The following is a 22406-nucleotide window of genomic DNA, read 5'->3' as shown; positions in this document are numbered from 1 at the left end:
GCCTTTACGGCACTTCCAAAGCTTAATAAAAGCTTTGGAATGCAACTATACCACATACGGTAAAAAGATAATAGCACCAATTATAACGGCTATTATCGCAAACAATAAAACCGCTCCAGCTGCGACATCCTTTGCAATTTTCGCAAAAGGATGTATATCGGTAGTCGCTAAATCTACTGTTTTTTCCACAGCCGTATTTACCATCTCTAAACTCATTACAATTCCTATTACAATAAGTAATACCATCCACTCTACTTTCGTAATATGGAAATAAAAGCCGCAGCATATAACAATGACTGCGGCTAAATAATGAATTTTCATATTTCGTTCATGACGAAGACAAAAGAATATACCTGCTATAGCATATCCAAAACTATTTATAAGTTTTCCTTTTTTCATCGACCTAATCCAAATGCCTCTAAAATTTCTTTTTGTCTTCCAAACATTTCTTTTTCATCCTCTTCTGTCATGTGGTCATAACCAAGTAAATGTAAAAAGCCATGTAACGCTAAAAAGCCAAGTTCACGATCAAAAGAATGTCCATACTCTTCAGCTTGTTCTTTCGCTCTCGGAATAGAAATAATAAGGTCACCTAACATACGAGGCATCTCTGCACCTACAATCTCCATTTCTCCTTCTCCCATTTCTTCCATAGCAAAGGAAATGACATCCGTAGGCTGATCCTTATCTCGGTAATCACGATTAATCTCGCGAATGCGTTCGTTATCTACAAATGTCACTGATAACTCCGCACCATCTTCTATTTTTTCCATTTGAGCTGCTTTTTCTAATATCTCACGAATTAAATTCACATATTCTTCTTTCACATATTCTGTTTCATCAATGAAATCAATTAATAAACTCATTCTTTCTCCTTCTCTTCCGGTAGTTCCGGATATGTAATACGCGAATGGAAAATACCATTTAACGTTTCACATAACGTTTTTCCAACGATTTGTAGTTCCTTAAACGTCAAATCACATTCACTAAATTGCCCATCTTGCAAGCGATCTTTAATAATACTTTGTACTAAATTATTTATTTGATCTGGCGTTGGGTGATTCATAGAACGTACCGCCGCCTCAACACTATCAGCAATACCAACAATTGCCGACTCTTTAGAAGTCGCTTTTGATCCCGGATAGCGGAACATCTCTTCTGTATATTTTTCTTTATCTTCTTTAATCGCCTTATAATAAAAATATTTAAGTAATGTTGTACCATGGTGTTGTCCCGCAATATCGATAATTTCTTGCGGAATATGGTATTCTTCGAGCATTCTGACTCCATCTGTTACATGAGCAATGATAATATCTTTACTCGTCACAGGATCTAATTTATCATGTGGATTTTCAATTCCCATCTGGTTTTCAATAAAGAATTGCGGTTGTACTGTTTTTCCTACATCATGATAATATGCCCCTACACGTGCTAACACACCATTTGCTCCAACCGCTTCACAAGCTGCCTCAGAAAGATTTGCTACCATTACACTGTGGTGATATGTTCCTGGCGCTTCTAACAAAATTCTACGCAAAAGCGGATGATTCGGACTTGATAGCTCCATAAGCTTCATGCTTGATACAATTCCAAGTCCACTTTCTAAATATGGTAATATTCCCATAGCTAAAACAGATGAGATAATTCCTGAAACGGAAGCCATCAATAATTGCGTACCAATTTCAAGAGGTGAAAAATTCCCATTACGTAATAATAATAACGCCGCCAAGACGACTACATTTAAGATAGAAACGAGTATACCAGCTTGCAAAATCATCGTACGACGATTTTTTTCTCGTAAGAAAATACTCACAGACAATGAACTAAGTAACACATAAATACCTACACTATAATTCAGTGTACTTGTTACCCCTTCATTAAACATAATACTTCCGCACACAGAAAAGATCATACTTGTTAAAAATACAAATCGATCACCAATCATTAGTTTTACAAGTATTGTTCCCATCGCAACAGGGACAACATACGCAATTCCTGCATATTCAAGCTTTTGAAACAAACTAATAATTTTCATTAAAACAATCGTGATAGACAATATTGTAATATACGCTAAAATGTACGGTCTGTCTTCTCTTTTACGCTGTAAAAATACTTCAAACTGCTTATGCATAAAGTACAGTAACACACCAATGAGCACCGCTAATCCAACATAAGGCTGAAAACTATTACCTTTCTCTAATAAACCGACTAATTTCAACTGATTATACATATCACTTGAAATTGTTTCACCTTCTCTAACAATAACTTGTCCTTGAAGAATATAAACAGGTGGAACTAGATCTTCTTCCGCTTTCTTCTTCTCTTTCGTTACAGCCGGATCATAAAAATAATTGGCTGTAATCGCATATGATCCTAGCGCATTCACAGCTTCCTTCAATCCACTATTCACATTGAGGCTTTTCATTTCATTAACAAATCGCTCTTTTGCTGCTATTTCTTCGGACATTTTAATATTTCCACCCATAATAACACTAACAGATGTTAGAGCCGCGTTCTTTGCTAATTCTAATTGATCCGGTTCTGCATTAATAAAGTATAATAAATTCTCATCAGATAATTCTTTTGTTAAATTAGATGGTAACTTCTTCTTCAACTTTTCTAATTTATTTGCATCGGTCATCTTTTTTTGCTCTTCAGGTCCAGCAGCTTTCATCTCTTGAATCACTTCATTTACCTTAGCAAAAACATCATTTACAATATCTACTCTATTTTGTTTATATTCACTTCTATATGTATATTGATCCCCGACTTTTTGAGCGGCCTCTTGTTTTTTTCTGTCCGTTATAACCTTATCTTCAATTTTAATAGGAGAATGAATTGTTTTTTTCGCAATAGAATACATATCAACATCTAATTGCTCTGGTTTTACATTATTCATAAGTGCAAAAAACAGCACTGCTCCTAACAAAACGTAAGAAATCCAACTTAGTTTTTTCGAATGTTGTAAATTACGAAACCACTTAGAAATTTCTTGAGCTCTTAACATGATTTCAATACCTTCTCCTCTCCAGAAATAAAGTGAAACTATTTATAGCTTTCATTTCTTCTAGCCAACAATACTTTTAGGTAACATTTTGATACACCAGTACCTATAGTTTATTTCTCTTATCTTTTATGATAGTAAAAAATATGCCGTTCGCCAACCTTAATACAAAAAGAAATGATCCTGACAAATAGGATCATTCCATTTTATCATATGCCTCAATAATACGTTGCACCAGCGGATGTCTCACAACGTCCGTTTGTTCTAATGTAATGAACGAAAGACCTGATACACCAGATAAAATGTTAGAAGCTAGCGAAAGCCCTGATTTTACCCCTTTTGGTAAGTCTACTTGTGAAGGGTCTCCCGTAATAACCATTTTAGAACTAAAACCTAATCTAGTTAAAAACATTTTTATTTGTGCACCCGTTGTATTTTGCGCTTCATCTAAAATAACAAATGAATCATCGAGCGTACGCCCTCTCATATAAGCTAGAGGCGCGATTTCAATTACACCTCGCTCCATCATACGCTGTGTATATTCTTGTCCAAGAATATCGTGCAACGCATCATACAATGGACGTAAATATGGATCTACTTTCTCTTTCAAATCACCTGGTAAAAACCCTAAACTTTCTCCAGCTTCTACAGCCGGTCTCGTTAAAATGATTTTCTTTACATACCCTTGCTTTAAAGCTCTTACAGCCATTACTACAGCTAAGTATGTTTTCCCAGTCCCAGCAGGTCCTATTCCAAATACAACATCATTCTTCTTCATTGCATGAATATATCTTCTTTGCCCCATTGTTTTTACACGAATGGATTTACCTTTTGCCGTTTTAAAGATTTCTTCTTCATATAACTCTTCAAATTGAGCAATATTTCCTTGTTGTGCGAGCTGAATTGCATACGCAACATCTCTTTCTGTAATTGATACACCTTTTCGAATAACAACAAGTAATTGCTGTAAGATTTTTTCTACGAGCGTGACAGTTTCAACTGCTCCAGATGCATGAACAGTTTCACCTCTAGTTATAATCGATACATTCAGTTCCCGTTCAATTACTTTCAAATGAGCATCATTGACTCCAAAAAGAGCGATTGCTTCGTTAGTATTTTCCAATTGTTGGTTCATTTCTACTAATTGTTCTGCCATTACTCAGTCTCCTTGAATATCGGATTCAGATATTGGTTGTGGCTCTGCAATATTTTCGATCACAGTATAATGCAATGTGACTTTTAGTTGATCCGCCTCAACCTGTTTACTCAAAATCTTATCACTTACAATCATAGCATGTTCATCCAATTTTTTCTTTAGTTCTTTTTCAGCCATCTCTTTCGCTACTTTCATTGCCTGTTTTTCTGTATATTCCCGATTCGCTTCTTCCTCTTCTCGCACGATATCTTTTTCGTACGCAATCGGCAGTGTAAAACCAAATAGTTTCACATCGTGTTTTACACTTTCAGTACGAGAGCGTTTATACTTATCATGTTGAAATCCCCATATTTTTATTTTCGTACTCCCAAATGTAAGGTAATGCTCATTATATGCATTGCCAGTATATACTTGAAATTGCGTCTTTAGTGGCACATTCACCTCAGATGTGTACCACGTTTCTCCATATACAATACCTTGGGCCGAAACAATTGTCGGACTCTCCTCATTACCGTATATCCCTGATACGAGAAGCTGCCCTTTTTCGACATGGTCATTTTTCAAGACAACTGGTTTTCCTACTTCAACAAATGTTTTTGTCACAATCGCTTCTTTTTTTGCTACTAAATTTTGCGGCCTTTGTTCCTTTTCTTTTTTCGGCTCGTTCTTTTCAACAATTTTAAAATGGTACGTCGTTCCTCTTATTTCTAGTCCCGCCCAAGTAATCGCATTAATATTGTCTGTCAAGTGACGCTGTACATCTTCTACATTAGGCATCTGGAATTGTAATTTCCCTTTTTTAATACCCATTTTGTCCAATTCTTTCATCAATATATATTCTGTTTCAGGTTTCGCTCCTGTAATTTCAATTTTCCAAACCATATTGGATAATGCAATCATGCCAAAAAAGAAAATTAAAAAACCAATTAAGAATCCACTATTTTTAATTAAACGCTTATTCAAAAAAGGAAAACCGTAACGCCCAATAAAATATAGTTTACATTCATTTTTTCTATAAATTGGTTTTATTTTATTCACATCTCGTAATAACATACAAAAAACTAATGTTTCATCAGCAATCTTCTTAACATCCCAAACTAATAATTTTCTACGCACACATTCGTTAACAAACCGTTCCGCTCCTCTACCTTCAATTCGTACTTTTACATATCCAAGCCACTTTATAAACCATTTATTTTTCATCTACTATCTCCACTACCTTTCCAAAAGTATACACACTACTTTTTTCGCTTTAATTAGCAAAATAGCTCGTACGAAAATGAAATAAAGAGTTTTACCACCCATAAATAGCGAGATAAAATGAATAGTAAGGTCGAATCACGAAAATAACGAAGAAAAACTTCACATATGGAAGTTTCCCTCACTCCTCTTTTTTTTCGTTTTCTAAAAACGTCACTTGCTCAATTATTCCTTCAAGTAAAAGTTCTTCTGGAAGGATTGTTTTAATAATAAAGGATTGCCCTTTAATTAATAATTGACCGTGCTTTAATAACAATCTTACTTCTTTATCTGAAAACACTAATAAACCCCGATGATTTTCTATATAGATATGCACTTGCCCAACAAGCGTGATCCGAGGTAGATCCATTAGCACATCCACTGGCAGGTCTATTTGCTTTGTTAACCAATTCTTCATTTGTTCTAACTTTTTCATCTCAAAAGACCCCCTCTCATCCCATATGTATGAAAAAAGAGCTTGTAATATCACGTCCAAACTGAAAAAAAGCATAAAAAAACGTCTCATACGAAATGAGACGTTTTTTTATGCTAATAGCTGGATAACCAACTTATTCACAAGTGATCCGTCTGTTTTACCTTTTACTTTCGGCATAACAGCAGTCATCACCTTACCCATATCTGCTTTAGAAGTCGCACCAACTTCAGAAATAACTTGCTTAATTACATTCGCTAGTTCTTCTTCTGTTAATTGCTCCGGCAAATATGCGCTTAAAATCTGAATTTCACTTTGCAGTTTATTAACAAGGTCTTCACGACCAGCTTTTTTAAATTCAAGGAGGGAGTCCTTATACTGTTTTACTTCACGAGCTAAAACTGTTAATTCCTCTTCTTCAGTAAGAGTATGTTGCAGTTTAATACCTTCATTTTGTAAAGCAGCCTTAACCATACGAATAACGGTTAATTTTTCTTTTTGTTTATTCTTCATCGCTTGTTTCATATCATCGTTTAAACGACCGAGAAGACTCATAACTTACACCCTCTCTTAGAATTTACGCTTTCTTGCCGCTTCAGATTTCTTCTTACGTTTTACACTTGGCTTTTCATAAAACTCGCGCTTTCTTGCTTCAGCAAGTGTACCAGTTTTAGAAACCGATCTTTTAAAACGGCGAAGTGCATCCTCCAAAGACTCGTTTTTACGAACGACTGTTTTTGACATTCTCTTTCCCTCCCTCCGAAACATCACACTTACATACTAATTTCAGCATGCAAAAAGAAACCCTTCTTCAGCATGTCTTTTACGATTATAATACATTTTATCACTTCAGGTCAACTATTTGGCAGAATAAAAGAAGAATAGATGCCCTTCCCTGTTCAAAAGCTATGTAGATAGCTATTATCCTTTTCCCCTGAAGACAACTATATTTTTATCTTTACACCTTTTTTAATACAAGAAAACATTAAATAACTACTCATTCAACGTACCTGCCTTTTCAGTACTTAACTCCTCCACGAAAAAAAAGCATGCAAATCTTTTCCGTTTGCATGCTTTTTTTTACCCCGCTGATTAAATTTTCACTTTATGCGCTTGCTGATTCTTTTTTTACATCATCTTCAAGAACACGAACAAATTGCGCTTCGTTATATGGATAACCAGCTTTCGTAATTTTCACTTTCACTAGTTTACCAATTAATTCTTCTGATCCTTCAAATACAATTTTCAAGTAGTTATCTGTATAACCTACATATAACCCTTCGCGGTCGCCCTCTTTAAATTGCTCTTCTGGAATGATTTCAAGTACTTCGCCTTCAAACTGTGACGCATACTCTTTCGCTAATTGATTAGATAGTTCAATTAAACGGTGAACGCGATCGTTCTTCACATCTTCAGGAACTTGATCTTCCATACGCGCTGCAGGTGTTCCTGTACGCTTTGAATAAGGGAATACATGTAACTCAGAGAAGCGATTCTCTTTAATGAAATTGTATGTTTCCATGAATTCTTCTTCTGTTTCACCTGGGAAACCAACGATTACGTCCGATGTAATTGCAAGACCTGGTAACGCTTCTTTCAAACGATCTAAACGCTCTTGGAAAAATTCCATCGTATACTTACGACGCATACGTTTTAATACTGTATTAGATCCAGATTGCAACGGAATGTGTAAGTGACGTACAACTACTTCAGACTTATCTAACACTTCAATTACTTCATCTGAAATCTGACTCGCTTCAATAGAAGAAATACGAAGACGTTTTAATCCGTCTACTTCCGCTTCCATATCACGAAGTAATCCAGCTAAGTTATAATCTTTAATATCTTCACCGTACCCACCTGTATGAATACCTGTTAATACGATTTCCTTATAGCCTGCATCTACTAATTGCTGCGCTTGTTTAATAACTTCTTTCCCATCACGAGAGCGCATTAAACCACGCGCCCAAGGAATAATACAGAATGTACAGAAGTTATTACAACCTTCTTGTATTTTTAAAGATGCACGTGTACGATCCGTGAAATAAGGTACATCCAGTTCTTCGTATACACGTGTTTTCATAATATTGCGGACAGCATTAATTGGCTGACGCTCTTTGCGGAATTCTTCGATGTATCCTAACATCTTTTCACGATCCTGTGTACCAACTACAATATCTACACCTGGAATCGCCATAATTTCCGCTGGAGATGTTTGTGCATAACATCCAGTTACACAAATAACCGCATCTGGGTTTTGGCGAACAGCACGTCTAATAACTTGACGGCTTTTCTTATCTCCCGTATTCGTTACTGTACACGTATTAATAACGTATACATCAGATTTCTTTTCATATTCAGTTCTTTCATATCCACCTTGTTTAAACAATTGCCAAATGGCTTCTGTTTCATAGTGGTTTACTTTACAACCTAACGTATGGAACGCAACAGTTGACATTGATCATCACCCCATCAATTCAAAATGATACGAAGCAGCACTTAACGCGTATAACGGCGCCGTTTCTGTTCTTAAAATTCTTGGTCCTAAACTACATGGTACAAATTTATGTTCACGAAGCGTTGTAATCTCTTCCTCAGCTAAACCGCCTTCTGGGCCAAATACAATCAATAGCTTTTGACCTGGTTTCATCGTCGTTAAAGCTTTCGCAAAGTTAGATTTCTCGCCTTGTTTTGCTTCCTCTTCGTAAGCAACAAGACAAAGATCATACTCACCACTCATCGAAAGCAATTGTTTAAATGATGCCGGAGCATGTACTTCTGGAACTTCACTTCTATGTGATTGTTCCGCAGCTTCTTTCACAATTTTTCTTAAACGCTCAACTTTTTTATCAGCTTTTTTCGCATCCCATTTTACAATAGAGCGAGATGCTTGAAATGGTAAGAATGCAGCTGCCCCAAGCTCAGTTCCTTTTTGAAAAATTAACTCTAGCTTGTCTCCTTTCGGCAGTCCACTTGCAATCGTCACGAAAACAGGAAGTTCACTTGACGCCTCTACCCATTCTACAATAGCCGTATTAATAAATTCACTGGTAATTTCATCAATTGAACATACAGCTGTTTTTCCGTTTACACAGCAATAAATGTGATCACCAGCTGACATACGCATCACTCTTGCGATATGATGTACGTCATCACCTACAATGCGAATACTTGTCTCATTTACATATTTCTCTTCTACAAAATAACGTTGCATATAATCACCTTAGTAGAGTTTCGTTCCTTTCGTAAGTCAATACTTACGAAAAGAACGAAACGTTATCATTTTTCATATAACAAACGGCAAGTCCCTCACTTTATAGTGAGAGACTCCCCTTTTCATTATAGACTAAAATCTATATTACGCATTTCGTGCAATAATTGCTACCCAATCTTCCATTCGTAATACTTCTTCAATTGTAAATCCAGCTTTTTCTAGCGCTTCAGAAATTATCTTTTCCTTCGCTGCGATAATGCCCGATGTAATAAATAATCCGCCCGACTTCACAACTCTTGCTGCATCCTCAGGGAATAAAAGAATAATTTCTGCTAATAAGTTAGCTACGATTAAATCAACAGGACCTTCAATGCCTTCTAAAAGACTATTTTGCCCAACAGACACGATATCATCTGTTTTATTTAAACGTACATTCATTTCTGCACTTTCCACTGCAACCGGATCTAAATCATACGCTTGAACAGAAGACGCACCTAACTTTGCGGCTGCAATACTAAGTACACCAGAACCTGTTCCTACATCAATGATAGTATCACCTGGCTGAACTGTTTTTTCTAAAGCACGAATACACATCGTTGTTGTCGGATGAGTTCCTGTCCCAAACGCCATACCTGGATCTAATTCAATAATTTTTTCTTCCGGAGAAGCTGGTGTATACTCTTCCCACGTCGGCACAATTGTGAATGTATCAGAAATTTGTACTGGATGGTAATATTTTTTCCAAGCAGTAGCCCAATCTTCTTCATTGACTTCGTTAACGGTAATATTTCCAGTACCAATTTCGATGTCGTAAGATGGAAGCATATCAATAGATGATTTTACACCCGCAATCGTTTCCTGTAAAGAATCCGTTTGCGGGAAATATGCTTTTATTAATACACCTTCCGCCGGATATTCATCTGGGTTCAATGCATAAATTTCACCATATTGTTGCTCGCGCTCTTTCGTCAACTCCGCTGGATCCTCAATCGCAACTCCACTAGCACCAGCTTCATGTAAAATATGAGAGACAGCTTCTACTGCTTCTTCTGTTGTATGAATACTAACTTCTGACCATTTCACAATTTACCAACTCCATTTTTTATTTCCATTATTCCCCTTTGAAAGCACGTTTAAGCTTTCCAAATAAGCTATCATCCTGCTCTTCTTGTCCCGCAAATTCACGTAATAACTCTTTTTGATGTGAAGTTAATTTCGTCGGTACAACAACACGAACGACTACATATTGATCTCCTTGACCGTATCCACGTACGTTCGGAGCACCTTTTCCTTTTAAGCGGAATTCTGTTCCTGTTTGTGTTCCTGCTGGAATTTTCAGCTTCACTTTCCCGTGAACAGTAGGAACTTCCACTTCAGCACCAAGTGCCATTTGCGCAAATGTTAATGGCATTTCGCAAATAATGTGATCTCCTTCACGCTCAAAGAATTCATGATTTCTTACATGAACAACAACATATAAATCTCCTGCCGGTCCGCCATTTACACCCGCTTCACCTTTTCCAGATACACGGATTTGTTGACCATTATCGATACCTGCTGGAATTTTAACGTTGATTTTTTTACGTTTACGTACTTTACCAGAACCGTGACATGTCGTACATTTCTCTTTAATCATTTGACCAGTTCCTGAACAATGACCACAAGCTTGACGATTTACGATACGACCAAATGGTGTATTTTGTTCTACACTTACTTGCCCTGACCCTGAACAATGTTTACATGTTTCTTTTGAAGTTCCTGGTTTCGCTCCACTACCTTTACAAGTATCACATGGATCTTCTACTGGAATCTCAACATTTAATTCTTTACCAAAAATAGCTTCTTCAAACTCTAAAGTAACTTGATATTGTAAGTCAGCACCTTGACGCGGAGCATTTGGATCACGACGTCTACCGCCACCGCCGCCAAAGAACGAACTAAAGATATCTTCGAAACCGAAGCCACCGCCGAAGTCTCCTCCGCCGCCAAAGCCACCGAAACCTTGATTTGCACCAGCATGACCAAATTGATCGTATTGTGCGCGCTTTTGGTCGTCGCTTAATACCTCGTATGCTTCTTGTACTTCTTTAAACTTTTCAATTGCATTTTCTTCTTTACTTACGTCTGGATGGTATTTTTTAGCCAAACGACGATACGCTTTTTTTATTTCATCTTTTGAAGCACCCTGGCTAAGCCCAAGGACCTCATAATAGTCTCGTTTACTCATAAATTTACAACCCCCGAATCTTTCACATAAACGTAATTTTAACACCGAAAGAAAGTGCTTTGCAACAAAGTTTCCTCACTTACAGTATGCAAAGTAAAAAACTTAAGAACCTCACACTTTTCTTCTCATTCATGAAAAAAGCCAAAGCCAAGGCACGCTTGACTTTGACTTTTTGTCATCTTACTTATTTATATTACTTATCTTCTTTTACTTCTTCAAACTCAGCGTCTACTACATTGTCTTTCTTCGCGCCAGCATCTTGTGCTCCTTGTGCACCTTCTGCTTGCCCTGCAGCTGCTTGAGCTTGCTCGTATAATTTAACACTTAATTGTTGTACGATTTCTTGTAAAGCGTCTTTTTTCGCACGAATTTCCTCAAGCTCGTTCTTCTCGATCGCAGCTTGTAGTGCCTCTTTCGCTTCTGTTGCTTTTGCAACTTCAGCCGCATCCACCTTACCTTCTAAATCTTTTACAACTTTGTCCGTTTGGAATACAAGTTGGTCAGCTTCGTTACGAAGTTCAACTTCTTCCTTACGTTTTTGGTCAGCGTCAGCATTTGCTTCTGCTTCTTGTACCATACGATCTACTTCTTCATCAGAAAGACCCGAAGAAGATTGGATTGTAATAGCTTGCTCTTTGCTCGTTCCTAAGTCTTTTGCACGTACGTTAACAATACCGTTCGCATCAATATCGAATGTTACTTCGATTTGTGGAATACCACGTGGTGCTGGTGGAAGGTCTGTTAATTGGAAACGACCTAATGTTTTGTTGTCAGCTGACATTGGACGCTCACCTTGTAATACGTGAATGTCTACTGCCGGCTGGTTATCAGCAGCTGTTGAGAATACTTGTGACTTACTTGTTGGAATTGTAGTGTTACGCTCGATTAATTTCGTGAACACACCACCCATAGTTTCAATACCTAAAGAAAGTGGAGTTACGTCTAATAATAGTACGCCTTCTACATCACCAGTAAGTACGCCACCTTGAACTGCAGCACCTAACGCTACAACTTCATCAGGGTTTACACCTTTATATGGTTCTTTACCAGTTTCACGTTTAATAGCTTCTTGTACAGCTGGAATACGAGTAGATCCACCAACAAGGATAACTTTATCCAATTCGCTTGGAGCAAAACCAGCGTCTTTTAATGCACGACGAGTTGGCTCTAACGTTCTTTCAACAAGACCTGCTGAAAGCTCTTCGAATTTCGCTCTTGTTAATGTTAATTCTAAGTGTAATGGACCAGCAGCTCCAGCACTAATGAATGGTAATGAAATTTGTGTTTGTGTTACGCCAGAAAGATCTTTTTTCGCTTTTTCAGCTGCATCTTTCAAACGTTGAAGTGCCATTTTATCTTGGCTTAAATCAATGTTATTTTCTTTTTTGAACTCAGCTACTAAGTGGTCAATAATAACTTGGTCAAAGTCATCTCCACCAAGACGATTGTCACCAGCAGTTGAAATAACTTCGAATGTTCCGTCTGCTAACTCAAGGATAGATACGTCAAATGTACCGCCACCTAAGTCATATACTAAGATTTTTTGCTCTTCATCTTGTTTTTCTAAACCGTAAGCAAGCGCTGCTGCTGTTGGTTCGTTAATGATACGCTCAACTTCTAAGCCAGCGATACGACCAGCATCTTTTGTTGCTTGACGTTCTGCATCGTTGAAGTATGCAGGGACTGTAATAACAGCTTTCGTAACTGTTTCACCTAAGTATGCTTCAGCAGAAGCTTTTAAGTTTTGTAAAATGATTGCAGAAATTTCTTGAGGTGTATAATCTTTACCTTCAACTTCTACTTTGTAGTCTGTACCCATATGACGTTTAACAGACATGATTGTATTTGGGTTTGTAATTGCTTGACGCTTTGCAACTTCCCCAACTTGACGCTCTTCATTTTTGAAAGCTACAACAGAAGGTGTTGTACGGTTTCCTTCTGGATTTGGGATAACCTTTGGTTCTCCACCTTCCATAACAGCTACACAAGAGTTTGTTGTACCTAAGTCAATACCGATAATTTTACTCATGGCGAATCCTCCTACTTTTATGTAAATTATTGATTTACTTTTACCATTGACGGGCGAATCACACGGTCTTTTAGTTTATAACCTTTTTGGAATTCTTCAACTACCGCGTTTGATTCAAATTCACTATCTTCCACTTGCATAATAGCTTGGTGTTCATTAGGATCGAACTGTTTACCAACAGATTCAATCACTTCAACACCTTCTTTAGTCAGCGCTTCTAACAATTGACGATGCACCATTTCCATACCTTGTAACAAGGATTTCGTTTGCTCATCAGTTGCTTCCACTTGCATCGCTCTTTCAAAATTATCAAGAGCTGGCAAAATATCTGAAACTAGACTTTGTGCTCTATATTTTTCAGCAGCCTGTTTATCCATTTGGACACGACGCTTATAATTTTCAAAATCAGCTTGTAGACGTAATGTGCGACCTTCCGTTTCCGTTAGTTTCGCTTGTAACTCATCTACTTTTTCTTGTAAAAGAGCAGCCTCACTTTTTTCTTCTACAGTTTTTTCACTGTTTTCTGTTGTGACAGCTTCTTCAACTTGCGCTTCTTTTACTTCTTCTACCACTTGTTCGTTACGCTCTTCCACAATATTCACCTCCTTAAAAGGTATTAGGTATTATGCTGAACACAATTACCTAAGCATTATATATTACACACAGCAATGAAAATTTCATTACTTGAGCGAATGTATTACTCTCATTTACTTTTTAAGTCCATCAGTAAATTGTCTCGTAAATAACTGTAACAAACTAATTACCCGAGAGTATTGCATTCTTGTCGGACCTAAAATAGCAATTGTTCCAAGTTGCTCTTCTCCAATCGAATAGGTTGCAGAAATTAAACTACAATCTTCCATGGCCGTCGCAGAGTTTTCCCTACCAATTTTCACTTGAATACCTACTTGTTTATGACGCAAAATGTCATAAAACTCGGCTTCATTATCAATCATCGTCAGTAAGGATCTTACTTTGTGAATGTCATGGAACTCTGGTTGCGAAAGCATATTTGCTTTTCCTCCAAAGTATATCTTTTCCGATAAAGGAACTTGAAATGTACCATCTAACATTTTTATTGCACTATCGTAATTATGAACATACCCACGTAAAACTGTAACAATCTCTTTAAAGATTTTGTTATGCAGTTCTGCCATTGGTACGCCCGACAGCTTTTCATTTAAAATATTAACCATTTTTTCTAAATCTGATAAATCAACAGATTCCGGAACGGTAATCGTTTTGCTTTGTACATGCCCTGTATCCGTTACAATAATTGCGACTGCAGTTTGACGATCAAGCGGTACAATTTGTACGTTTTTTAGTTTATTTGTGCTTAACTTCGGTCCAAGAACAATGGCCGTATAATTCGTAAGCTCTGATAAAATTTGAGCCGATTGCTGTGCAATCTTTTCCGCTTCAAAAATTCTTTCAGCAAATAAATCTTTAATTTGTACAATTTCATCGTTCGGTAAGTTTTGCGGCGCTAAAAGATGGTCTACATAAAAACGATATCCTTTTTCAGAAGGAACACGTCCTGAAGAACTATGCGTTTTTTCAATAAATCCTAGTTCTTCTAAATCAGCCATTTCATTTCGAATAGTAGCTGAACTAAACGTAATTTCATCTTTCTTAGCCAACGTCCTCGACCCAACAGGTTGCGCTGATCCAATAAAGTCATCAATAATTGTTTGTAAAATTAAGAGCTGACGTTCCGTAAGCATCTCATCATCACCTCTGTTAGCACTCTTTGTCTTCGAGTGCTAAATCTATTAATAACTTACCAAAATTGACATTCAATTGTCAACGGAAACGTCACGAAATAATGAAACTTTTTCACGTTAATGGAACATTTAATTAGTCAATCAAAAATGATTGGAATACTTCATTCCCTAATAATTTTCCTTTTCGCGTTAAACGAATATATCCATCGCTCTCTTCAAGCAACCCTTGTTCTTCGTTGTTTTGTAACTGCTTCGCGAAAACTTGATCCATTTCCATATTAAATTTCTTTTGAAACCCTATTTTAGATACACCTTTTGTTTTTCGAAGTCCTAAGAATAACTCTTCTTCCATTCTTTCTTTCTCCGTCACCCCGTGAACATCTAAATACGGAAATCCAGTTTCATCGATTTTATTGAAATATTGCTTGAGCGGTCCTACATTTTGGATACGTTCTCCATTTACATAACTATGCGCTCCAGCTCCAAACCCATAATACTCTTCATTATTCCAGTATGTGAGATTATGTCTACTTTCATTATTACCTTTTGAGAAATTGCTAATTTCATACTGGGTATAGCCGTGTTTCTCCATTTCATCCATTACCATTTCGTACATTTTCGCTTCATGGTCTTCACCTGGAAGTCTTAATTTCCCTTTATTCATTAAGTTATAAAATACAGTCTTCGGTTCCACAATTAATGAATAGGCCGAGAAATGTTGTACACCGAGCGTAAAAGCAATATCTAACGTTTCTTTCACATCTTCTATCGTCTGCCCTGGCAGAGCATAGATAATATCTACATTTATATTTTTGAAGCCCACTTCCTGCGCTTCTCTAATTGCTACAAACGCATCTTTCCTCGTATGCTTGCGCCCAATTTTCTCAAGCAATTCATCTCGAAATGTTTGCACACCAAAACTAATTCGGTTCACTCCACCTTCTAGCAATACATTTAACTTCTCTTTCGGTAAATCACCTGGATTCGCTTCAAATGTTAATTCACAATTCGGAGCAAATGGACGTAAGCGACGGTTTATAATATCAAGTAACTTTTTTGTCTGCTCCATATTTAACGCTGTCGGAGTTCCTCCACCAACAAAAATCGTTTTCATACTATCAAACGGTACCTTTTGGACTGTATTTATTATTTCTTTCTCTAAATACTCTAAATATTGATCGACCGGTTGGCGTTCAATAAATACTTTATTAAAATCACAATAGTGACAAATATGCTGACAAAACGGAATATGAATATATGCAGCTTGCACCAAATATAACTCCTACCTTTCTAAAAAGAAAACCTCCGCGCTCGGGAGGCTTCTTTACTTCTCTAACGTATTACGAATTTGCTCCATTCGCATTTTTCCCCAATCATACATCATTTCAACGATTGGTAAAAGCGACATGCCTAATTCCGTCATATAATACTCCACTCGCGGAGGAATTTCTGGGTATACTGTTCTGTCAACAATCCCATCTTCCATTAACTCTTTTAATTGATTCGACAAAACTTTATGAGAAATGCTTGGGAATAATCGTTGCAATTCACTAAAACGATGAGGCCCTTCCACACCAAGATGCCACAGTATCACAACTTTCCACTTCCCGCTAATAATAGAAAGCGTCAATTCCTTTTCACAATTAAAATTGCCATTTTGTATTTTCTCGTGAATATCTTTTCGAATATTTTCGGACATTAACAAACTCCTAACTCTATATAAACTAAAAAGCTCTCTCACTATTGTAAATGAGAGAAGCTACGTTGTCTAAAAAGTAATGACATAAAAAAGAAGCCGTATAGACGACTTCTTTTCTTATATCAATTCGCATGAAATAACAATCAATTATTAGTTGTCATCCATTTTCAGTACAGCCATGAATGCTTCTTGCGGTACTTCTACAGAACCAACAGACTTCATACGTTTTTTACCTTCTTTTTGCTTATCAAGAAGTTTACGCTTACGAGAAATGTCACCACCGTAACATTTTGCAAGTACGTTTTTACGCATCGCCTTAATTGTAGAACGTGCTACAACTTTGTTTCCGATAGTTGCCTGAATTGGCACTTCGAACTGTTGTCTCGGAATTAATTCTTTTAATTTCTCTACGATTACTTTACCACGGTCATACGCTGAATCACGGTGTACGATAAATGATAAAGCATCCACTTGTTCATTATTTAAAAGAATATCCATTTTCACAAGTTTAGATGGTTTATAACCAATTAACTCGTAATCAAATGATGCATACCCTTTTGTATTTGATTTCAATTGATCGAAGAAATCATATACGATTTCTGATAATGGGATTTCATATGTTAATGTAACACGTGTTTCATCTAAATATTGCATATCAATAAACGTTCCACGTTTACCTTGGCAAATTTCCATTACAGCTCCAACATAGTCATTCGGAACCATAATTGAAGCCTTCACAAACGGCTCTTCTACGCGATCGATAGACTGTGGATCTGGCATATTAGATGGATTATCAACAATTACATCTTCACCATTTGTTAAATACACTTTATAGATAACGCTTGGCGCTGTTGTAATTAAGTCAATTTTAAATTCACGTTCAATACGTTCTTGAATGATTTCCATGTGAAGAAGTCCTAAGAATCCACAACGGAAACCAAATCCTAGTGCTTGAGATGTTTCTGGTTCAAACTCAAGTGCAGAATCGTTTAACTCTAATTTTTCTAACGCATCACGTAAGTCGTTGTAACGCGCAGAATCAATTGGATATAAACCACAGAATACCATTGGGTTTAATTTACGATAACCTGCTAACGGCTCTGCAGCTTGACGCTTCGCATGTGTAATCGTATCACCAACGCGTGTGTCACCAACATTTTTAATCGATGCTGCTAAGAATCCTACATCACCTACAGTTAACTCATCACGTTGCGTAGTCTTCGGTGTAAATACACCTACTTCTGTTACTTCAAATTCTTTACCAGTTGCCATCATACGTACTTTATCGCCAACTTTTACCGTTCCATTTACAACACGGATATAAGCAATTACACCACGGTACGGATCATATAAAGAGTCAAAGATCATACATTGTAACGGCTCTTCTGAATCACCTGTTGGTGCTGGTACTTTTTCAACGATTTGTTCTAAAATATCTTCAATACCAATACCAGCTTTTGCAGAAGCAAGTACAGCTTCTGATGCATCTAAACCTATTACATCTTCTACCTCTTGACGTACACGTTCTGGGTCTGCACTTGGTAAGTCGATTTTATTAATAACCGGTAAAATTTCTAAATTGTTATCAAGCGCTAAGTATACGTTCGCTAACGTTTGCGCCTCAATACCTTGCGCTGCATCCACTACAAGAATTGCACCTTCACAAGCCGCTAAACTACGAGATACTTCGTACGTAAAGTCGACGTGTCCTGGTGTATCAATTAAGTGAAGAATATATTCTTCACCGTCTTTTGCTTTATACGTTAACTGTACTGCGTTTAATTTAATTGTAATACCACGCTCACGCTCTAAATCCATAGAGTCAAGCAATTGAGCTTTCATTTCACGTTGTGTTAACGCGTTTGTTTTCTCTAAAATACGGTCTGCTAACGTTGATTTTCCGTGGTCAATATGAGCAATGATAGAGAAATTACGGATTTTGGACTGTCTTTTTGCTCTTTCTTCTTTGTTCATCTATGTTCTCAACTCCTAATAGTCTCGCCAATATACACTAGCACTGATTATATCAATAGAGCAGCAAAGATTCAATGAAAACTCGTGCTGCTTACAATACAAATCATTCTATCTATATCTTATGCGAACAAACCATAAGAGACAAACCTTTTTCAAATTAAAAAACGGCTGTCGTACAAAATGGTAAGACAACCGTTCTTCTTGCTACCCTTAACTAAAAATCTCTTTCACTTTCCCAATAACTATATCCGTTCCAAACTTTGTTACTTCATAAGTAGCACTTGCTATTGCCATACCAATTCCTTCTACAACATTAAAACTCTTTAAGCTTTCTAATTGCTTTTGTTTTTCGGTAACGGAAAACGAACCTCCCAAAATTTCTGATTCTGCACCCGCACCCTCTGTTCCTGTCATATGAGCGATTTGTTCATACGACATTTGCTGATAACCTTTCATACTTTTCAAACCATGATTAGCAAGTGCCACCCCTGCTATTATCATAAGTAAACATATGGCCGCACTACATATACACAAAAGCGAAAAGCGGCTTAAATGATTATCGTCTCTTCCCATCAATGTGTATATGCTCCTGTATTATCTTGGTCAATTTGATGATGCAAGGCTGCATTTAAACCACTCGCTATTACATTTGCCATATCCTCTATGAAAGCATCCACTTCTTTCGGAGTCACCATTAAATTATGGCCAAGAGGAGATAACACTTCATAAATTAATTTTCTCTTCTCTTCATCTTCCAGTGTACCTACAGCACCTAAAAACATATTTCGGCTCTTTTCATCCGGCATATCTTCTTCTGTTAACTTTTTCTTTTCTCCAAATGTAAATCCAGCTGGTAACAAGGATCGGGAAGGTTTGTTTCCTTCCTTCATCTCCCGTCCAAAATGTTTCAAAATAAAATCAATTGTATCGCTTGTAATCGAAACGGCATCTACCACAGTCGGAACACCAATCGCAATAACAGGAATACCCAATGTTTCTTTACTAAGTTCCTTACGCTTATTCCCAACACCCGATCCAGGATGAATTCCCGTATCAGAAATTTGTATCGTGCTATTTACTCGTTCAATAGAACGGGCAGCTAATGCATCAATTGCAATGACAAAGTCTGGCTTCGTCTTCTCAATGATTCCATAAATGACATCGCTCGTTTCGATTCCTGTAATTCCCATTACCCCCGGCCGAATTGCACTAACAGGTCTAAACCCTTCTTCTACACTTTCAGGCTGCAATTGAAACAAATGTCTCGTTACCAATACATTTTCTACAACGATCGGCCCAAGCGCATCTGGCGTTACATTCCAATTCCCCAGACCAACAATTAAACAACTCGCTTCTTTCGTAACACCAACCTCTTCTAAGAAATAAGAAAATTCTTTTGCAAAAATACGCTCTACTTTTTGTTGCAGTTCCGTATTTTGTTGACGTATACCTTGTACTTCAAGCGTTAAATAACTCCCAGGTTTTTTACCCATCGATTCAGAGGCAATTTCATCAATCGTTACTTTCGTAATGGTAATACCTTCTTCTTCCCTCTCTTTTACAATAACCCCTTGTATCCCCTTTTGTTCTTCTTGACTCTCTTGCAGCATTTGATGTGCCTCTACAGCAAGGTCAGTTCTAACACTATATTTACTTAAATCTAATGGTTCTTTCATCGTATCTCCTCCGTAATTCATAGTAAATATCGTTAGATTTCCCAAAGTTATTTAAGGTCATTCTTTCCTTTACGTGAAATTTCATTGATATACTATTGCAATTCTCTTCACCGTTTGATAGAATATCACTTGTTCTATGTTAAGAATCGAGTCATTCGATTGCACCAGGGAGGTGAAAAGTATGGCAAACATCAAATCTGCTATCAAACGCGCTAAACTTAGCGAAGAGCGTCGTTCACATAACGCTTCTATCAAGTCTGACATGCGTTCTGCTGTTAAAACTGTAGAAGCTTTAGTTACTAATAACGATCTTGAAAATGCTAAAGAAGCTTTCAAAACTGCTTCTAAAAAACTTGACAAAGCAGCTCGTAAAGGTCTTATCCACCAAAACGCTGCAGCTCGTCAAAAATCTCGCTTAGCGAAACAAGTAAACGCGTAAGGCGTTTAAAAAACGATCCATTTGGATCGTTTTTTTATATACAAAAAAGTTCACGTGCTAAGCACGTGAACTTTTTTGTTTCATCACATATGATTTAACCGCATTAAGAAAAATTCAAGCACAAGTTTCTTATCCATTTTTCCAGTCTTCATACTATAATCAGCTTCTGCTAATTCTATAATCACTTTTTTTAATTCTTCAAAAGAGAAAAACTTCGTTTGATTCATCGCTAACTTTACACGATATGGATGCACACCAATATGAGACGCAATTTGATTTTGTCCATAACCACGCTGCTGTAACTCTTTCACTTGATGCAGCAAGCGGAATTGACTTACTAATAATGCAAGCAATTTAATGGGTTCCTCTTGCTGCGTAAATAATCCATCCAAAATTTGCATCGCACCCGCGATATCTTTTTTTACCACTTTTTCTGTCAAAGCAAACACGTTTTGTTCAACCGATTTTGGCACAAGCTCTACAACAAGTTTTGGGCTAATCTCTCCGCCCATACCGACGTATAACGTTAACTTGTCCATCTCCTTCGCCAACATCGTTACATTACTTCCCACAAGCTCTAACAACAAACTAACAGCTGCATTATCAATATGCACATGCACTTCATCTGCACGAGCAACAATCCACTTCTGAACATCCTGCACTTGCATTGCATTCGCTTCTACTACGTCCGCTGTTTTCTTTAATAGTTTTGTAATTTTTTTTCGTTCATCCAGTTTTTCGTAAGGCGCAACAAAAACAAGAATAGAAAATGGAGAAGGCTCCCCAATATATTCTTCCAAAATTTTTATATTTTGCTCTAATTTTTCTTTTTGTGAAGTTAAAAATAGTGGTGATTTTATTAATAACACTTTACGTTCTCCAAAAAAAGGAAGCGTACGCGCATCCTCAATCACATCTTCTAAATACGCTTCTTCTAAATCATATGTCACAACATTAAACTCGCGATCTTCCTCTTCAAGCGCTTCTGTTGTAATAAGCTTTATCGTTTCATTTATAAAAAACGCTTCCGTTCCATACACTAAATACAACGGAGCAAACTGCTTCTTTTTAATCTTTTTATGTACATCACTCATACTTTTTCCTACTCCCTAACTTGGCAATATATATTTATACTAATGCCCTAGCTTTCGTTTTACAAGTACAAAGGAACAGGCTGTATAACCCGTCCCTTTATTTATATTAAACGCCACGCAATAAGTCCCGGGTTTCCTATTGGTGTGCGGTAATCACCTTCCCTTTATTATTCACAATAAAAATTCGAGTATAAGTGCCAACTGTTAACATGCTTGGAAACAAAAAACTCACGTTCCTTCATGATCTAAAAGTAGTAAGAACGCTCGATTTCTCTTCACACTGGAAATTGTAGATTTTTTTCTGACAATATTTTATACTAAAGTGGAATGTTGGGGAGGGATTCTAAATGAATGATTTTGAACAAAACGTTCAAAGTAAACGCAATGACGCTATTGATTCAGGGGTAGGATTTATCGTCTCATTTGGTTTTTTCGCAACACTTTTCATCATTGCAACTGTTATTAAATTTATCGGTTCTTAAAGACTGCTGCTTACTG

At 36.9% G+C, this 22406-nt stretch carries 23 protein-coding genes; 2 read left to right on the top strand and 21 right to left on the bottom strand.

Annotated features, from left to right (window positions below; genetic code table 11):
* Positions 1-45 precede the first annotated feature (45 nt).
* The 20 genes from AABL52_RS05940 to gpr form a co-directional block, all read right to left on the bottom strand.
* Entirely contained in the window at positions 46-399 is a 354-nt protein-coding gene (locus AABL52_RS05940) for a diacylglycerol kinase family protein (protein WP_000715483.1), read from the bottom strand.
* The gene (gene ybeY / locus AABL52_RS05935) at positions 396-866 is read right to left on the bottom strand and encodes an rRNA maturation RNase YbeY (protein ID WP_000054696.1); all 471 of its coding nucleotides are present in this window, start codon (positions 864-866) and stop codon (positions 396-398) included. The genes AABL52_RS05940 and ybeY overlap by 4 nt, the downstream gene beginning before the upstream one ends.
* Positions 863-3007, bottom strand: a complete 2145-nt coding sequence (locus AABL52_RS05930) for an HD family phosphohydrolase (RefSeq protein WP_000942638.1) — start codon at positions 3005-3007, stop codon at positions 863-865. The genes ybeY and AABL52_RS05930 overlap by 4 nt, the downstream gene beginning before the upstream one ends.
* 193 nt (positions 3008-3200) lie before the next feature.
* Positions 3201-4160: a PhoH family protein gene (locus AABL52_RS05925; protein ID WP_000840507.1), complete on the bottom strand. Its 960-nt coding sequence runs from the start codon at positions 4158-4160 to the stop codon at positions 3201-3203.
* 3 nt (positions 4161-4163) lie between these two features.
* Positions 4164-5363, bottom strand: coding sequence for a sporulation protein YqfD (gene yqfD, locus AABL52_RS05920; protein WP_341519051.1), 1200 nt, complete (start codon positions 5361-5363; stop codon positions 4164-4166).
* Positions 5364-5541: 178 nt separating this feature from the next.
* A complete protein-coding gene (gene yqfC, locus AABL52_RS05915) occupies positions 5542-5835 on the bottom strand; it encodes a sporulation protein YqfC (protein WP_000732264.1) in 294 nt (97 codons plus the stop codon).
* Between the two features lie 108 nt (positions 5836-5943).
* The gene (locus tag AABL52_RS05910; protein ID WP_000054579.1) at positions 5944-6387 is read right to left on the bottom strand and encodes a GatB/YqeY domain-containing protein; all 444 of its coding nucleotides are present in this window, start codon (positions 6385-6387) and stop codon (positions 5944-5946) included.
* Positions 6388-6402: 15 nt separating this feature from the next.
* A complete protein-coding gene (gene rpsU / locus AABL52_RS05905; RefSeq protein WP_000048061.1) occupies positions 6403-6576 on the bottom strand; it encodes a 30S ribosomal protein S21 in 174 nt (57 codons plus the stop codon).
* 361 nt (positions 6577-6937) lie between these two features.
* The gene (mtaB, locus tag AABL52_RS05900; protein WP_341519050.1) at positions 6938-8290 is read right to left on the bottom strand and encodes a tRNA (N(6)-L-threonylcarbamoyladenosine(37)-C(2))-methylthiotransferase MtaB; all 1353 of its coding nucleotides are present in this window, start codon (positions 8288-8290) and stop codon (positions 6938-6940) included.
* Positions 8291-8296: 6 nt separating this feature from the next.
* Positions 8297-9046: a 16S rRNA (uracil(1498)-N(3))-methyltransferase gene (locus AABL52_RS05895; protein ID WP_341519049.1), complete on the bottom strand. Its 750-nt coding sequence runs from the start codon at positions 9044-9046 to the stop codon at positions 8297-8299.
* 144 nt (positions 9047-9190) lie between these two features.
* Positions 9191-10129 carry a 50S ribosomal protein L11 methyltransferase gene (gene prmA / locus AABL52_RS05890; protein ID WP_000872119.1) on the bottom strand — a complete coding sequence of 313 codons (939 nt, stop codon included), beginning with the start codon at positions 10127-10129 and terminating at the stop codon, positions 9191-9193.
* 28 nt (positions 10130-10157) lie between these two features.
* Positions 10158-11273 (bottom strand): chaperone protein DnaJ, encoded by a 1116-nt coding sequence (gene dnaJ, locus AABL52_RS05885; protein WP_000043954.1) that lies wholly within the window; start codon positions 11271-11273, stop codon positions 10158-10160.
* 193 nt (positions 11274-11466) lie between these two features.
* Positions 11467-13302, bottom strand: a complete 1836-nt coding sequence (gene dnaK, locus AABL52_RS05880) for a chaperone protein DnaK (RefSeq protein ID WP_000034698.1) — start codon at positions 13300-13302, stop codon at positions 11467-11469.
* Between the two features lie 26 nt (positions 13303-13328).
* Entirely contained in the window at positions 13329-13895 is a 567-nt protein-coding gene (grpE, locus tag AABL52_RS05875; RefSeq protein WP_000392717.1) for a nucleotide exchange factor GrpE, read from the bottom strand.
* A gap of 114 nt (positions 13896-14009) precedes the next feature.
* Positions 14010-15026, bottom strand: coding sequence for a heat-inducible transcriptional repressor HrcA (gene hrcA, locus AABL52_RS05870; RefSeq protein ID WP_000954946.1), 1017 nt, complete (start codon positions 15024-15026; stop codon positions 14010-14012).
* A gap of 133 nt (positions 15027-15159) precedes the next feature.
* Positions 15160-16299, bottom strand: a complete 1140-nt coding sequence (gene hemW, locus AABL52_RS05865; protein ID WP_341519048.1) for a radical SAM family heme chaperone HemW — start codon at positions 16297-16299, stop codon at positions 15160-15162.
* A gap of 51 nt (positions 16300-16350) precedes the next feature.
* Positions 16351-16725, bottom strand: coding sequence for a winged helix-turn-helix transcriptional regulator (locus AABL52_RS05860; RefSeq protein WP_001293536.1), 375 nt, complete (start codon positions 16723-16725; stop codon positions 16351-16353).
* A 150-nt stretch (positions 16726-16875) separates the two neighbouring features.
* Positions 16876-18699: an elongation factor 4 gene (lepA, locus tag AABL52_RS05855; RefSeq protein WP_001030962.1), complete on the bottom strand. Its 1824-nt coding sequence runs from the start codon at positions 18697-18699 to the stop codon at positions 16876-16878.
* Positions 18700-18909: 210 nt separating this feature from the next.
* Complete coding sequence (locus AABL52_RS05850) at positions 18910-19272, bottom strand: DUF3679 domain-containing protein (RefSeq protein WP_141524218.1); 363 nt, start codon at positions 19270-19272, stop codon at positions 18910-18912.
* Positions 19272-20375, bottom strand: a complete 1104-nt coding sequence (gene gpr / locus AABL52_RS05845) for a GPR endopeptidase (RefSeq protein WP_341519047.1) — start codon at positions 20373-20375, stop codon at positions 19272-19274. The genes AABL52_RS05850 and gpr overlap by 1 nt, the downstream gene beginning before the upstream one ends.
* A 181-nt stretch (positions 20376-20556) precedes the next feature.
* Between gpr and rpsT the strand changes: the two genes are divergently transcribed.
* On the top strand, positions 20557-20814 hold the full coding sequence (gene rpsT, locus AABL52_RS05840; protein WP_001274014.1) for a 30S ribosomal protein S20: 258 nt from the start codon (positions 20557-20559) through the stop codon (positions 20812-20814).
* 83 nt (positions 20815-20897) lie between these two features.
* On the opposite strand, the gene holA is transcribed toward rpsT, so the two are convergent.
* Positions 20898-21908, bottom strand: coding sequence for a DNA polymerase III subunit delta (gene holA / locus AABL52_RS05835; protein ID WP_341519046.1), 1011 nt, complete (start codon positions 21906-21908; stop codon positions 20898-20900).
* A 347-nt stretch (positions 21909-22255) separates the two neighbouring features.
* On the opposite strand from holA, the gene AABL52_RS05830 reads away from it, so the two are divergent.
* On the top strand, positions 22256-22390 hold the full coding sequence (locus tag AABL52_RS05830; RefSeq protein WP_000997609.1) for a YqzM family protein: 135 nt from the start codon (positions 22256-22258) through the stop codon (positions 22388-22390).
* Positions 22391-22406 lie beyond the last annotated feature (16 nt).

It is taken from the genome of Bacillus paramobilis (assembly GCF_038096195.1).
Lineage (GTDB): Bacteria > Bacillota > Bacilli > Bacillales > Bacillaceae_G > Bacillus_A > Bacillus_A mobilis.
This window is presented reverse-complemented; position numbering and strand designations above follow the sequence as displayed.